Consider the following 14,309-nt stretch of genomic DNA (forward strand, 5'->3'; position numbering starts at 1 on the left):
GAAACCATGAACAAAAGAATACGACCGGAAATCGCCAGAGAACAGATAATACAGGTCAACAACTCAAAAAAAATTGATTTCGACAAACCCTTCAAGTTCATCTACATGGACTGGTGGTATGATATTGTGGTTATTTTCCCCTTTCTCATAAGCTACATGATAACCATCGGCGCGGCTGTTTTTTTCAGCTTCCGTTCATACGGCAGAAAAAACCTGAGGATTCTTCGCAGACAGGGCTGCATTACCATTTCCAATCACTGCCACTATTTTGATACGGTTTTCGCGAACTTTGTTGTGCTGCCCCGGGCCCTGCACACGGCCGTGGCGCAGCGTAACTTCGAGGTCCCCTATGCCCGGCGCCTCCTCCGGTGGCACCGGGCATTCCCCATTCCCGCCAACGGCAGGGGTCTGGCGATGATAAGTGATCCCGTGGGTGAGGCCTTGAAGAGAAAACATCACATTCATTTTCTGCCCGAGGGAGAGCTGGTCATGTACAGCCAGACAATCCACCGCTTCAAGCCCGGCGCCTTCATCCTTTCGTGGCGGCACCAGGCACCCATTATACCCATGGTATACATAATCAAAAGACGTAAATGGCGCGGCAGGGAAATGGGGCCGGCCTGGGTAACAATTAAACAGGTCATCGGTGAGCCGCTGTTCCCGCCTCCACTGACGCCCGACGGTACCGTTCCCACGGCGGAACTGGATGCAATGTCCGACAGGGCAGCGGGATGGATGGAACAGACTATTGCCCTGCATCACCGGGGATAAATGCCCGGCATGCATCAGGTATGCCATATGAGAATAATCGCCAGGTATCAGACATGTTTCGGAAATTTTTATCAGCGTTTTTCGCCTTTCTTCTTTTCAGTTATTGCGTAAGCGGAACCGCACCGGCCTTCGGAGCGGATAATGATTATTTAGAAAGAAAGCACGTTATCCCCGGCACGGCCGATTCAGACCGGCCTTCCGGGTATGACGGGGAAAGATTTTCTCCGGGATATATCACCATCTCGGTTCCGGGAGTGAATATTCCGGCAGTTTACCGGAGCATGCTCATACATGAAGGTAATGCCGCTAACGGAAATGCCGTGAGCACGGCCCCTGTTGAATCAACGGGCATCTTCAAACAGAATATCAGTTTTGAAACACTCGATGAGGAATACGGGGAAAATACTGAAAAGCTGGCAAGGGCCACGCGAAATTATATTGTGGCCGGAAGCATGCTGCTTATCACCGCGCTCTGCTTTGCCCCGCCCGAGTCCACCAAGTGGGACGACAAGGCCGTGCTCAGGGACCCCGGGGGGTTTTATAACAGCAATATCACACGCCCCCCCGTGATGGATATAGACCCCTGGCCCATGAACTACATTGTCCATCCCTACGTCGGTTCGGGATACTACCTGGCAGCCCGTGATACGGGATACACTGTTTTTGAATCATTTATATATTCCACACTCATGTCGACCGTGTACTGGGAATACGGCCTCGAAGCCATTCCGGAAAGGCCATCCATCCAGGATCTCTGGGCCACTCCCGTTATAGGCTCTCTTCTCGGTGAATTATTCAGAATCATGGAAACAGGAATAAAAAACAATGACGGAAGGGTATTGAACTCACAAAATCTGGGTTCACTGTGCCGTGTTTTATTGAATCCCGCCCGTTATATCGGAGAAAAGATGAACGTCTTTTTTGATGACGAAATATTCTCCCAGATACAGGGAAATATGATCTACATTGTCAGGCCGGCACCCGTAACACGGGGGCCTCTGGAGTATTTTATCGGGCTTGAACTATTTCTATCGGCTGAGTTCGGCACGGCAGTGAGATAAAACTTCCCGGGAACAGTCCTCAGTTCAGAATACCACCGCTTCCTTTCTGCATTCCTTCAATGAGTTTTTCAGCCGACATGGTCTCGCGTCGTTTCGGGTCGATAATAACAAGTCCGTGGCTGTAGGAGCGCTCCGTGTAATAGATCGCCGTTCCATGGGCGTCATTCACCTCCTGCGCATTGAAGCGGTGTTCGAAAGAGATGATGAGGTCCGCAAAGGATGAATCATTCGATACAATCCCCCAGGTGCTGATTCCTGCCAGGACAACGGGGATTCCTTCACCGAGAGATGCTTCCTCGAAGACGCGCCGGTACTGGAGATACAGGAGGAGCTGGTGTTTTCGGCTCATCCTTCGCAGAACGGAAGGAAGAGGATTTATGGCAAAACAGTGGAAAAAAGGCCCGGGAGCGCCGCCGTATGAGGCTATGCCTCTCAATGATTTTTTCAGCAAAGCCATGCCGATGATCTGCCTGTCATCATGAGAGACAAGCCGTATGTTGCATATCCCCGGTTCACGCATGACCTCGGGAAACATGGACAGACATATCCCGCCCATGTCACCGTAATAAATATCCACGGGCGATTTGGATGTGTATAAAGAACAGGGGATTCCCGAAGCGCCGCTATCCGCCGGGGTCTCGATGAGTTCACGCCACTTCGCCAGTATGGACGTCATTTTCCCGAAGGACATCATCCTGCTGAAAGCGGCATTGACAGACTCGGCATCGATCTCCTTGACACGGGTAATGATGAAGGGCGCCATGAGGCTCTGCAGGTCCTCACGGAGTGCGCTGCTTTTCTCAAGAATGACTCCAGCCTCGACTGTGAGTTTTGCCGTAAGAACCTCGATGGTGTTAATGATTCTTTCGGCCTGTTCTATGGTAAGCAGCTCGATGGCGACATCTTCACGGAGATACCCAATCCGTTCCTCGACAGCGGGATCGTCACCATATCGCTTCACTATATGCGCAAAGAGTTCCAGGCAAAAATCATCACCCGTTTCCGCCCTCGCCCCGGCCATCATGACGAATATCAGAAACTGTATATCCTCAGAATAATCGGCCATGGCGTCCAGAACGATTTTATACTCATCTCTCTGCCGCGAAAGCGCTGTCATCGACCTTAAGGTTTTGTCGGCCTCTTTCCTTTTTTTATCCCGGGTTCCGGGATCGGTTTCCCCGGCGAGTTCGTCCCGCAGTACGAGTTCACGGTTCTGCAGCTTCTCCAGGGGCTCACGAAGTTTCATGAAGAGCGCATTGATAAAACGAATCATGGAGCCGGGCTGTGCTCCCGGTGCCGCATTGAGGCAGCTCCACGCGGCGGCAAATACTGTGAGGTCCAGACCCTTTCGTATCTCCTGGTTCCTCTTACGGTCCCGCGGGCCTTTTCTCTCCTCCGGCGCCGGCAGGAAAAAATCCCTGCGGACCGGCTGGTAGTCCTTTCCCTCTCCGGACCTGAATCCATCGACCAGGGACAGGAACGATGATGATTTATCCGCGCCATATCTTGCCGATATCCCGGGTATGACTGTTTTCAGCAGGGGCTGGTGGAGTTCCGGCCCCAGACTGTCGAACTGCACGGCTTCGCTTCCGTCCCAGACCCTGTCCAGTCCCCCCGTGACATCATTTTTAAAGCGGTCAATTATGCCGGCCCTGGCTGGGTCCTTCGCGGCGATGGTATTGATGATATGGCCCCATGAAATCATTTTCCGGTCCAGTTTCTCAGACGAGATGTGAGCCTCAGCGGCGATATCTTCAATCGTTATATCATTACGTTTCAGTACAATATCAAGCTGACCCGGATGAATGGTGTATTCCTGGTCCTGCCCGCGGAAGAGTTCCGTGTAGCGGGGATACAACGGGTCTATGCCGCCATGGGCGACAACATAATCGATATATCCCCGCTGCTGGTCCGTGCCTCGCCGGAGCATTTCCCTCGCGTGCCAGACATAGACATGTTTGCCGCCCGTATCCTGAAGGCCCTCGATGAGGAGCGAAATATTTTCGGCAATTCCCGGGTCCCTGGCTGCGGCGAGCCGTCGGGCGAAATAGCCGCAGAGGTAAATGCCGGCCCCGGTATTGAGCAGTGCTATGATGACCTTGATATAGGCCTTCAGCTCGGCGATGAAATCAGCCTTTTGAAAACCCTTGTCCCTGCGCGATCGCACGGATTTCGCAATATCATAGTCATAGAGATTGATATCAACACCGCGCAGGTTGAGATTATACAGCTCCGCCGGAAAGTTCTCCCTGAAGGCCTCCTCGATCTCCGGCAGATGTGTAAGGATGGTGATAATCTGCCGCAGGCTGATGCGTCCCGACATATGATAAAGAAAATTCAGAATATTGGTCTTCATGAACAGAATGGTAAAGGCATTGTCCAGGTTCAGCTTTCTCCACGACTCCCGGTACTCCCGGGAAATTTCACTGTCGCTGAGCTCATGAAGCGGGGCATTGGCCAGGGGCCTCCCGCCGTATTTGACCAGGACAATGTCCCGGCTGAGACGGTTCAGACCGCTGCCCAGGACCGCCCTGTCAAAAGGAGGCCCTTCGCGAAGATGGACCAGTGTCTGGGCGATTATACGCAGGGATTCCAGATGCCGCTCTCTCCATTTTCTCCAGTCCTGATCCCTCATGAGGCGCGGAAGTATGACATACTGCAGGAATGCCGTGGGATTTACTCCCTTACGGGCGATGTCGATGAGCAGTCCTATGATAGGCGTCATGGTCTCCCCCCGGTCCCTGCCGCGGCAGGCAAACCTGAAGAGGACCGCATCAAGTTCTTTTATCCAGGGCATCGGGTTAAGCCAGTAGCGGCTTCCGGAGCGGCAGTAAACGATAAAAAGTCCTTCAATGCCGAGACGGTCCTCGGGCTTTCGCAAAAGGTCCAGCTCTGTTTCGGCAAGAAAGGCGTCGCGCTGTCGGGGAGAGAGCCGCGAGTCCCGCGCCAGGTCCCTGAGGCGCTTCACCTCCCTTGCGGGGGGACCTGTGTCAACGGCAGGTGCTTCATCGGGATAATCTTCTGAATCAGCCGCATCGAGGGTATCGAGGAATTCCAAATCGTCCTCTTCACCGGTATGAGTATTTTTAGAGTTTTCCGCCATAATCTCTTTTATCCCGGAAAAAACGCAGCATTACCGGGACTCCCTGAAGAACATGAAATCGGTTTACTCTAATAGTCAAGGCAAATTATGAGGGAGGTTCACAGTCACCGTTGCATAATTTAACTTGACTGTTCCGGTTTCCTGAAGGCGTCGAGCCCCGAACTGAACATCCCCCCGGCGACAAGCAGGACACCGAGTGTTGCGATAAGAATGAACACTACGAATGACGACTGGCTGTAATCATGTTCGTCGTGGATATACCAGGAATTCATCGTGGGCAGGACCCTGTCGGCGCTGCCTTTCAGCTCCCCGTACCGGGCGAGAATGTAGTCCCAGTCCGGGGTTCCGTCTTTTTTCAACCGGTAGGTGACGGGATGTTTCGCATTGAAGTCCGACATGTCCTTTGCGTGAAGCAGGGTCATCTGCATTGACTCTCTTTCACCGAAATCCTTCACGATTCCCCTCATAGTGATTTTCGTATACGCCGGCGGCTCCCATGAAAGATCGTCCGTTCCGTAATAGATGCAGGCGCTCCGATCGTTGTCGCAGAGCGGAAAAAAATGACGTGTGTCCTTTTCCGGTGTGATGCTGCCCACCCGATCACCCGTCTCCACGATTCTTCGTGCCTGACGGGGCATAAAAGTCCCGGTGAGCGATATGTATCGTTGTGAAGGTTTGTTAGCCGAGACCTCGTCAATTGCAAGCTCTGCGGGTTCCGTCCAGCGGACCAGGTAAAAGGCCCGCACCTGCGGGACCACGACAAAATAGAACCAGAATGCTGCCAGCATTATGCTGCCCGTGATTTTTAATAATGCCACAGCGCTCACTGCTATCCTATCTATTTTTTCTGACATTGATTCTCCGGCGATGCATATGGTGAGTGATATGACAAAAAACAAATCTAAGGGATCACCCTGTAATTGAAAAGGATAAACTGTTTGACATTCAAAAATTTTCTCTGATATCCTTACGCTGATTCACAAGTTCATCTTCACTTGAACAGGTATTATCTATGCGACTGAAAAGAATACTATCCGCCATAATACTCTTGTCCATTATCGTTTTGCCTCTTTATACCGATAAAATTATAGTTTATTACAACAGTTTCACAGCAATAGATCATCAAAAAGCAATAAATAACTATTATCATGACTCCAATATTTCATTAAACGACAAATTTCACATTGCCGTTTCCGAAGACGATATCGTGAAAATGCGAATATTCATAGATCAGGGAGCCGATATCTCCGTCCCCGACAACATGGGAGGCAATGCCCTTCACGTTGCCTCCATGAAAGGTCATCTTGATATTGTGGAATATCTTACAGAAAAAGGCGCGGGAGTAAATATCAGGGATTCCTTTAACCGTACACCTCTCATGCTTGCCGCCCAGTACGGGAAATTCAAGGTGGTAAGACATCTCATCGATAAAGGGGCTGCCATTAATGCGAAAGATGTGTACGGCCACACTGCCCTTTCATCCGCACTGGAGACGGGCGAAAGGGAGATTGCCGCATACCTGGCTAAAAGAGGCGCATTAGGAATAAACAATAAATAGATTGCGGTACTTCCAGGAATTTTCAGTCACCGGAACATTTTTCAATGAAAAAACTGTGTCTCAAAAATCATCTTTCTTTGATTTTTTGTTCTTCTTATCCTGCCTTTTTTCTTTCAGTGACTTGGTCGCAACCTTTTTAACGTCTTTTTTCTCAGATTTTTCTTTTTTTCCCTTCATCATTTCCTTACCTCGCAATGTAAATTTTAAATCCGGCCCGACATTTGAATACAGCTGTTTTATATACCATGCATTTTGAAAATGATACTATAAAATACTCTAAATTTCATGAAAATCAATAAATAGTGAATTATCTGTTAAAAGCGTGCCGTGAGGGATGCGCGGTAGATCATCTCATCGCCCTCGCCGGGAAGAGCATTCAGCGAGAGGACCGGCAATAGCGTCCCGCCCCGCAGTTCATAGCGGCGGAACTCATAGGCCGGATCGGTGAACCAGGCGTGAACCATCTCCAGGATTTTCACCGTACCCAACGCGGAAAGGGCAATGGCAAGCTTTTTGCCGTCGCGGTAATTGTAAGCCGCAAATCCCGCCAGGGGCATCTCAACGGCATAATAGGCCCATCCCATAACGCGATATCCCTTGTACATGAGACCGCCGCCGGGAAAAAGGAGCGAAAAGGCCAGGGCCGTTTCGTCAGGGTACTGGAAGAAGGCCGGCAGGTGCTCCGTGGTGCTGAACTGGTACGCCAGCTGGTCAAAATAGGACACCGTGACAGTCACGGGGAGAGAACACCAGAGGAACATATGCAGGGACTTCATGCTGTCGCTCTTATCGCCGTCCTGCTTCCAGGGGAAAAAATTGCTTTTAAAGCCCGTCATGTATTCCGTGAGCAGCAGGTGATTCAGGAAAAGGGCCGATGAAAGTACGACCCCGGGCAGGTGCGGTTTGGCGTTTTTAAAGCCCAGGTACTCCGTGGCCAGGAATGAGCCGTAACCAGGAACACACACATTGGCACCGGGATTGATGACACAGATACTCTCGATGAATCTCCGCTCCGGGTCACTGCCCTTAAGCAGGGTGTTACCCAGGCCGTACCGGTACAGGGTATTGGCCTCAATGCGTTCATCAAGCCGTTGTATGACCTCGTCAACCCGGGGATACAGGACCAGGGTTACATATTCTCTTTTTTCGTCCATACCCGGGGCCTCGGCCATGGAAATATACCGACCCGCCTGTTTTACCGTCACAGCCCTTCCATCTGCCGTGGAATAACCGCCCGCCGTAAGCCCATGCCACTGGCCCGCGGCCAGGACCAGACTATCTCCTTTTTTTCCCATGATGCGGGCGTGGAGGGGCAGGTTCCGGTGCAGCAGGGCAATCTCCCGGGCAAGCTTCAGGGGAATATTGGCAAGAACCCGGCTTTTCACGACTATATTTCTGCGCAGTCCCTCATACAGGGGATTCAGGGGAACAACCTTCATCTCTGCCACAATTTCATTGCCGCCGTGATATATTGAAAGGACAATATAGAGGGACACCTCCAGGTCTTCCGCGACGTTGTGAAATTCATCAAGGCTGTAATCATCCTTGTGCGGAAGCGCCTGCCTGAGGCTGTTATTTTCCACGGGAAGAAAGCGTCCCAGGGAGTTCAGGACACCCGCTATGGCCGCTTCCGACTCACCCACAAGGGCCTTGAGCTGCACCGCCCCCTGGGGAACAACGAATATGGCAATTTCACCCCTCACTTCACTCAGATCATTACTCCATGCCCCGGGGGAGAAGGAAAGCAGAAGAATCGCAGTGAGGACTATGCCCCCGAATGTTGATAGTAGGGATCTCATACCTGTATAATTGAATGGGAAAATATGCATAAGGATAGAAAGTGCAGGATCAGGGTCTTGCCGTCAACACATTAACAATGCTACACAGTGTAAACATTCAATTATGAATACCCGCTGTAGGGGCAGATTGTGATTGCCTGCTGCCTCGGGCAGAATCGAGAAGGTATTTTATATATATAGTATTTTATTTATTTATTTATATCTTAAATGTTGAATTTTTCATATAAACAGGTATATTTGTATGTGTACGGGAATATGACAAATTCAGGGCAGGTGAATCCATGAAGAATACTATTGTGATAATATTATCCATATGGTTTTTTGCAGCCTGTGGTGTGGATGTAAGAACAAGCAAGGTAATAACCCTGGCTGATGTGGGAGGCAATCCTGACGGGGTAACTGTGGCCGAATCGGGGAATATCTACATCACTGATATTGTGAATGGCGATGTTAAAAAAATTGATGAAAACGGAACTGTCACATTAATTGATAACCTGGCAGGAACCAATCCCGACGGCATTACAGCAGTAACTGACGGCACTAACGAAATTCTTTATGTAACGGATACGGGCGGCTTCACAGCGGACGGGACCATTATTAAAATTACTGTCCAGTCCAATGGGACCGTGACAACAACAACTGATTTTGTAGACAGCACCGAGCTTGATAACCCCACGGGTATAGCCGTTGACGGTTCAGGAAACATATATGTGGCGGACCAGGGCACCGGTGATGTTTTCAGGATTACTGATCCGGGAGAATTCACCCAGACCATTGAAAGCCTGACCGACCCCCATGTCGCTTCAGCCGATCTGGGCGAGCCCCACGGCCTCACCCTGGTGACCAACGAGGATGATTCCATAACGCTTTACACGACTGACCAGGATACCAGCAGCAATAATATAGTCCAGATCGAGATTCCTGCTTCGGGAATCATAGCCGATATTGTGGTGCTGGAGTTGACGGCGGAAAACACGGGCGGGACCGATACAGGAACACTGGACAGCGCAAAATTCGACAAGCCGCACGGAATTTCCACGGACGGGAACGGCGCGATATTTGTGTGCGATGAAAACAATAACCGGGTCCAGGTAATTACACCGTCGGGGAACGTCATCACCTTCGCCGGAGACGGCACTGCCGGCGATATCGATGGAAAGGCCGGCACAGCTCAATTCAACCTGCCGCGAGGCCTTTGTGTCGATGCCGACGGCGATCTGCTGGTCTGTGATTACGGCAACGGCAAGGTTAAAAAGATTATTCGCTAATCATGCAGCAACCAGCCTGTGACCGTTCACACCGCCTGCCATCACCCGAGAAAAATATTCACATCCACGGAATCCCTGGTTTGCCACAGGAAGGCGAGGAAGATCAGGGACCAGATCAGGTCGCCCGCCACGGTGAGAAAGGCGAATATGGTGGCCATTCCCAGGATAAAATACCAGGTAAACATGAAAAAGAGAATCATTTTGCTGAGCAGGCCGAGCCATACAAGACCCCTGTTGAGATAGAGGGACCGGGAAACCATGAAATATCCGATACCGAAAATGATAACGGCCAGCATGACGATTCTGAACATAAGCAGGGCAAAATAGTTATCCGTGACTGCCACTGCCCCGAAAAAGAGCCCGATGGCGAAATCGGTAAAAACAAGGCCGATGAGACCGACACCCCAGTTCCAGAGGGCGCCCAGGGTGAAGATATTTTTAAACAAAGGGCTGTTTAGATTTTTCATAATGTTTTCCTCGCCGTTTTTAGATACAGTATAGTAGCATATAGAATCTTTCCTGTCTTACAGTAGATAAAGTCGGGTATTGACAAAATTGACTCAGTGTATGTATCATTACTGTATTGTCATTGCCATTTCTTCACATGTAATACATGTATGTACCATAGTATTTCACGGGCAAGAAAATTTTCAATTCATTAATAGTGTGCGACAAATGATAGAAAAGAAGATCATACTGCGGCTTTCGTATATCCTACTCGCATTCCTGCTTTTCTCCTGTGGCGGTACGGGCGGGCAAGCCGTCGTTGATATTTCCGGAGAATGGAAACTTCTCAGCGAAGACAACGCGGCGCAGGCCGTTATTGCTTATAACGATGAAGGAGCAGGTACCATTGCACTGCCTGGGAGCTGGGAACACCTCATCAGGAAAAGCCCCAATCTCGATGCCACGGTATGGCTCCGGAAAAAAATACTCATTGATGACCGGCACCGCGGGAAAACACTGTACCTCTCCCTGGGCCGCATCGCCGTTGCCGATGAAACCTATTTCAACGGGGTAAAAATAGGCTGCAGGGGCACCATACCGCCCCGCGGTTCCCTGAATTATCATTTCTCCTGGCAGAGTCCCCGCCTCTACTTTATTCCGGAAAACCTGATCCATTACGGCGGCGACAATTATATAGCCATCAGGGTTTACTCTCATATTCTCAGCGGCATCACGGGACGCCTGGCCGTCATCGACTATGACCGGTCCTATGCCGGCTACCATTACGCCGGTTATGTTCCCCTCATCATCAACATCTCTTCCATTGCACTCAACATGTTTTTTTTCCTGGGACTTATCATCCTATTTACCACACGCAGAAAAAAACGGGAATATCTTTACTTTTCCGTGCTGGTCCTCCTAACCATCGTGGGAAATTTCACCACACTGGACCTGCCCTTTCCGCTGAACGGGCTTCTGCGATTCAAGATATTCCTTTTGACCCTGGTCACGGTCAATTTTATGGCCCTGCACACTGTTAAACTCATATTTTCAAAAAACAGCCCCTCCATTTCCTGGATATCGGTCATACTGGCCATACCCCTCTCTCTTCTTATTATACTGTCGCCCGATTCGGGAACTCTGGTCTTCCGCGCCGGCCTTGTATCACTGGGCTTTGTCAACTTCTGCATCATAACATCGGCGGCAATCTTCTTCATCACCCTGCGCAACGACCCGCGCCGGTACTGGTACTTTCTCTTCGTGGCCATACCGGTGCCCCTGTCGGTGATCCGGAACACCTGGTACCTCATGAGCTTCAACTTCAGCCAATTCCCCATGATTATCTTTTTCCATGTGCCCCTGGTATGCCTCATATTCACCCTGTACTACATCTACGATTTTGAGAGAACCCGGGGCGAGATGAACTCCCTGTACACGGCGCTCATGAAAAAATCAAAAAACTACGAGCGGCTGCTGAAGTCCCTGCAGAAAACAAACACCAGGCCCGAACCCCGCGATATCATTCACGAGGTCATCGATTACCTCGACAACAACTACGGCGAACGCTATGACAGAAAGGAGCTGTCCCGGAAATTCAGCCTCAACGAGGATTACATGGGACAGATATTTAAAAAGGTCACGGGTATGAGCGTATCCAATTACATCAACGTGCGGCGGATCGACGCGGCCAAGGAGCTTCTCATCGAGACAGACGCGAAGATCATTGATATCGCCTATCACATCGGCTTCGACAACCTGACCCATTTCCACCGGCAGTTCAAAAAGCAGACTAATCTCACTCCCAACGAATACCGGACACTCATGACCAAGGATATGGGGAAGACGACTTTTTAACGATTGACATTATACCGGAAGCGACTTTTCATGGGGATGTAATCATGGCAATCAAGACCATAGAAAAGAGGGTACATCAATGAGCAAAGAGGAACTTGAAGGCGCGATTTATGAGACCATTGAATATCTGACCAAATACGAACTTTCCCCCACGGCGCAAAAGCTCATTCGATTTTATTTCAATGAATCCACGGGCGATTCTTCGTACCTCCGGGCCCTGGACGCCATTGAAAGATACTTTCCCGAAAGCCTGCCTCCCGTGGAGGAACAGTCGCCGCGCCTGCAGAAACTTCTGGAAACCCTGAAGCTCGAAGCGGACCGCTGGGACCTGGAATAGTGAGGCATTAGAGGGGTCTTTTCATGGGCGCCGTAACGGGAGCCATGGCGGTCCTGTTATATTTATCCAGCACAGTGCACAGATGCGGCCTCACCACTTCGTTTGCTATCCAGAACTCTTCTTCCTTTGATGGATTCATATCATAATAATCATTGAGATACACGGGCTTTCCGAATTCCACGATGCACTTGAAAGGGAGCGTAAAAGGAAGGCAAATGAGATCATCGGGCCTGTTTTCATGGGGAATTACTTTCATGATAGGGTTTGCCTTGTCGAATCCCACCATGGCTGCGGGAACAATGGGCACCCGATACCGTAAGGCCATGCGGACAACGCCGGGATAGAACATGCCCAGGACATGGCGGTCCCGGTAGTGCGGAACATTTCCCTCGGGAAAAATAGCCACAATACCCGGATACTTTCCCCCGCCCGGCGCCAGGAAAGGATCAAGGTATTCATAGTTCAGGCCCGTACCGGTCCATACCGGCATGCCCCAACCCACGTACCAGCGGCCCCAACCACTGTTGATGAAATGCCAGCTGTCGATGATCATGGGTGTTATCTCCCGTACGGGATGGCTGAAATGACTTACGGCCAGGAGATCCAGGTCGTAGCCTCCGGAATGATTGGGAGCGATGATGACAGGTCCTGCCGGAATATTCTCCGCCCCCCTCACTTCAAGGCGGTGATATATCCTGAAATACCATTCAAAAAATTTTTTCTTCCGCCGGTTATAGGTCCTGAATTTTTCATGATATTCCTGCGAGACCTTTTCATACTCCGCGTAGGGCATCATCTCACGCATAGGTCCTCACTTCCTGATCATGGTATCGGGTATTTTGACCGCCACGACCTCGCCACGGACGCATTCCTGCCCGTCAACGGACAGGCTTGTGGCAATAACCACCTTCCGTCCCTTTATTTCCGTTATAGCTGAACGCAGCACCAGGGGTTTATCCAGGGGCGTGGGCAGGATATAATCAACTTTAAGTGAAGCCGTCACAAAGCGCAGGGGCGGATCGGTGTCCATGGCCCGCCCTTCATTTCTGTATGCGGCGGCAGCGGCTGTGGCCGTACTGTGGCAGTCGATCACCGACGCGATGAGGCCGCCGTAGACAAAACCGGGAAATGATGTGTGGTACGGCTTCGGCTGGAACGTACACAGGCTTTCATCGCCGTCCCAGTAGCTTTTTATGCGCAAACCATGCTCATTCAGGACACCGCAGCCGTAGCAGTGGCTGAAGTGTTCCGGGTAATATTCCTGAAAAGCCTTTTCCGTCATGTCTTTCTCCCTGCATGCAGAGTTACAATAACCTCCGCGACTCCCGTCAATTATAGGTGGCTGTCACGGACAATCCGCCGTAGAGGCCCGACATCTCATTGTCATTGCTCTTGCGTTTCATTGTGGTAAAGCGCCCGACGATGGCTACACCGACTCCCCAGTTATCACTGGCCCACCATTCCTTGCCGAAGGACATGCTCAGGCCCAGGCCGTATTTGCCGCTGCTGGTGTTGTTATCAATTTCCATGGTTGATTTAACGATCCCCATCGATGCCGAGGCATATATATTCACGGGCATGAAGTAATAGGTAGCGCCGGCCCCGATCCCGATGGTGTTAACCCACGCCTTGTCAGTCGCATAAGATCCCCCACCGAGCTTTACACCGGCATCGGGCATGAAACAGGCGCTTATTTCGCCGAAGAGAATCAGGTTGCTCCACACGGTATTCCCGAGCTGGAGAACAATGTCGCCGCTGAAACCGGTAAACACCATGTCCTTCCCGGAGAGATAATCCTCGCAGGTAAATTTCTGATAACCGGCCCCCAACATGAACCGTGCCATGTAGCCGTCATGCACGCGGGGCTGGCTCGATTCCTCGTCCTGGGCGAAACATTCTGCGGAAAGCAAAAGGACCAGAATTATAAGCGCCCCCTTGAATACAGGTTTTACTCTCATATGATTTTGCACCTTTTATATATTTATTATTATGAATATTTTTCAGTCTGTCAGATAACTTTGATAACCGACGCGACAAGATCGCTGTAGAAAAAAACCGTGGTAGTCCGTATAGAAAATAAAGTCTTATTAGACCTGACCTATTTCATAGAC

Annotated in this window: 13 protein-coding genes; 6 read left to right on the top strand and 7 right to left on the bottom strand. The window is 50.5% G+C overall.

What is annotated here, in order from left to right; genetic code table 11:
* The first annotated feature begins 6 nt into the window (after window positions 1-6).
* Together CVV44_11095 and CVV44_11100 are read left to right on the top strand one after the other, a co-directional pair.
* Entirely contained in the window at window positions 7-771 is a 765-nt protein-coding gene (locus CVV44_11095; GenBank protein PKL38425.1) for a hypothetical protein, read from the top strand.
* Complete coding sequence (locus CVV44_11100; protein ID PKL38426.1) at window positions 732-1,832, top strand: hypothetical protein; 1,101 nt, start codon at window positions 732-734, stop codon at window positions 1,830-1,832. The genes CVV44_11095 and CVV44_11100 overlap by 40 nt, the downstream gene beginning before the upstream one ends.
* Before the next feature lie 19 nt (window positions 1,833-1,851).
* Here CVV44_11100 and CVV44_11105 read toward each other — a convergent pair whose 3' ends face one another.
* Both CVV44_11105 and CVV44_11110 read right to left on the bottom strand, forming a co-directional pair.
* Window positions 1,852-4,935, bottom strand: coding sequence for a hypothetical protein (locus CVV44_11105; protein ID PKL38427.1), 3,084 nt, complete (start codon window positions 4,933-4,935; stop codon window positions 1,852-1,854).
* A 119-nt stretch (window positions 4,936-5,054) separates the two neighbouring features.
* Entirely contained in the window at window positions 5,055-5,834 is a 780-nt protein-coding gene (locus CVV44_11110) for a hypothetical protein (protein PKL38428.1), read from the bottom strand.
* A gap of 113 nt (window positions 5,835-5,947) precedes the next feature.
* Between CVV44_11110 and CVV44_11115 the strand changes: the two genes are divergently transcribed.
* Complete coding sequence (locus CVV44_11115; protein ID PKL38429.1) at window positions 5,948-6,493, top strand: hypothetical protein; 546 nt, start codon at window positions 5,948-5,950, stop codon at window positions 6,491-6,493.
* A 314-nt stretch (window positions 6,494-6,807) separates the two neighbouring features.
* Here the strand turns inward: CVV44_11115 and CVV44_11120 are convergent, their stop codons facing one another.
* Complete coding sequence (locus CVV44_11120) at window positions 6,808-8,196, bottom strand: hypothetical protein (protein PKL38430.1); 1,389 nt, start codon at window positions 8,194-8,196, stop codon at window positions 6,808-6,810.
* 377 nt (window positions 8,197-8,573) lie between these two features.
* On the opposite strand from CVV44_11120, the gene CVV44_11125 reads away from it, so the two are divergent.
* The gene (locus CVV44_11125; protein ID PKL38431.1) at window positions 8,574-9,560 is read left to right on the top strand and encodes a hypothetical protein; all 987 of its coding nucleotides are present in this window, start codon (window positions 8,574-8,576) and stop codon (window positions 9,558-9,560) included.
* Between the two features lie 41 nt (window positions 9,561-9,601).
* Here CVV44_11125 and CVV44_11130 read toward each other — a convergent pair whose 3' ends face one another.
* Window positions 9,602-10,027, bottom strand: a complete 426-nt coding sequence (locus CVV44_11130; protein ID PKL38432.1) for a hypothetical protein — start codon at window positions 10,025-10,027, stop codon at window positions 9,602-9,604.
* Between the two features lie 100 nt (window positions 10,028-10,127).
* Here CVV44_11130 and CVV44_11135 point away from each other — a divergent pair, with 100 nt between their 5' ends.
* Together CVV44_11135 and CVV44_11140 are read left to right on the top strand one after the other, a co-directional pair.
* Complete coding sequence (locus tag CVV44_11135) at window positions 10,128-11,861, top strand: hypothetical protein (protein ID PKL38433.1); 1,734 nt, start codon at window positions 10,128-10,130, stop codon at window positions 11,859-11,861.
* Window positions 11,862-11,940: 79 nt separating this feature from the next.
* On the top strand, window positions 11,941-12,198 hold the full coding sequence (locus tag CVV44_11140; GenBank protein ID PKL38434.1) for a hypothetical protein: 258 nt from the start codon (window positions 11,941-11,943) through the stop codon (window positions 12,196-12,198).
* A 7-nt stretch (window positions 12,199-12,205) separates the two neighbouring features.
* Here the strand turns inward: CVV44_11140 and CVV44_11145 are convergent, their stop codons facing one another.
* The 3 genes from CVV44_11145 to CVV44_11155 are packed head-to-tail and all read right to left on the bottom strand — an operon-like array spanning window position 12,206 to window position 14,156.
* Window positions 12,206-13,003 (bottom strand): hypothetical protein, encoded by a 798-nt coding sequence (locus tag CVV44_11145; GenBank protein ID PKL38435.1) that lies wholly within the window; start codon window positions 13,001-13,003, stop codon window positions 12,206-12,208.
* 6 nt (window positions 13,004-13,009) lie between these two features.
* The gene (locus CVV44_11150) at window positions 13,010-13,480 is read right to left on the bottom strand and encodes a thioesterase (protein PKL38436.1); all 471 of its coding nucleotides are present in this window, start codon (window positions 13,478-13,480) and stop codon (window positions 13,010-13,012) included.
* A 46-nt stretch (window positions 13,481-13,526) separates the two neighbouring features.
* A complete protein-coding gene (locus CVV44_11155; GenBank protein PKL38437.1) occupies window positions 13,527-14,156 on the bottom strand; it encodes a hypothetical protein in 630 nt (209 codons plus the stop codon).
* Between the last annotated feature and the right edge of the window lie 153 nt (window positions 14,157-14,309).

It is taken from the genome of Spirochaetae bacterium HGW-Spirochaetae-1 (assembly GCA_002839375.1).
In the GTDB taxonomy this organism is placed as follows: domain Bacteria; phylum Spirochaetota; class UBA4802; order UBA4802; family UBA5550; genus PGXY01.

What these genes read in the sequence shown, in the direction of transcription:
- CVV44_11095 (PKL38425.1), top strand. Translation starts at nt 7, where the DNA reads ATGAACAAAAGAATACGACCGGAAATCGCCAGAGAACAGATAATACAG.
- CVV44_11100 (PKL38426.1), top strand. Translation starts at nt 732, where the DNA reads ATGGATGGAACAGACTATTGCCCTGCATCACCGGGGATAAATGCCCGG.
- CVV44_11105 (PKL38427.1), bottom strand. Translation starts at nt 4,935, where the DNA reads ATGGCGGAAAACTCTAAAAATACTCATACCGGTGAAGAGGACGATTTG.
- CVV44_11115 (PKL38429.1), top strand. Translation starts at nt 5,948, where the DNA reads ATGCGACTGAAAAGAATACTATCCGCCATAATACTCTTGTCCATTATC.
- CVV44_11125 (PKL38431.1), top strand. Translation starts at nt 8,574, where the DNA reads ATGAAGAATACTATTGTGATAATATTATCCATATGGTTTTTTGCAGCC.
- CVV44_11130 (PKL38432.1), bottom strand. Translation starts at nt 10,027, where the DNA reads ATGAAAAATCTAAACAGCCCTTTGTTTAAAAATATCTTCACCCTGGGC.
- CVV44_11135 (PKL38433.1), top strand. Translation starts at nt 10,128, where the DNA reads ATGTATCATTACTGTATTGTCATTGCCATTTCTTCACATGTAATACAT.
- CVV44_11140 (PKL38434.1), top strand. Translation starts at nt 11,941, where the DNA reads ATGAGCAAAGAGGAACTTGAAGGCGCGATTTATGAGACCATTGAATAT.
- CVV44_11145 (PKL38435.1), bottom strand. Translation starts at nt 13,003, where the DNA reads ATGCGTGAGATGATGCCCTACGCGGAGTATGAAAAGGTCTCGCAGGAA.
- CVV44_11150 (PKL38436.1), bottom strand. Translation starts at nt 13,480, where the DNA reads ATGACGGAAAAGGCTTTTCAGGAATATTACCCGGAACACTTCAGCCAC.
- CVV44_11155 (PKL38437.1), bottom strand. Translation starts at nt 14,156, where the DNA reads ATGAGAGTAAAACCTGTATTCAAGGGGGCGCTTATAATTCTGGTCCTT.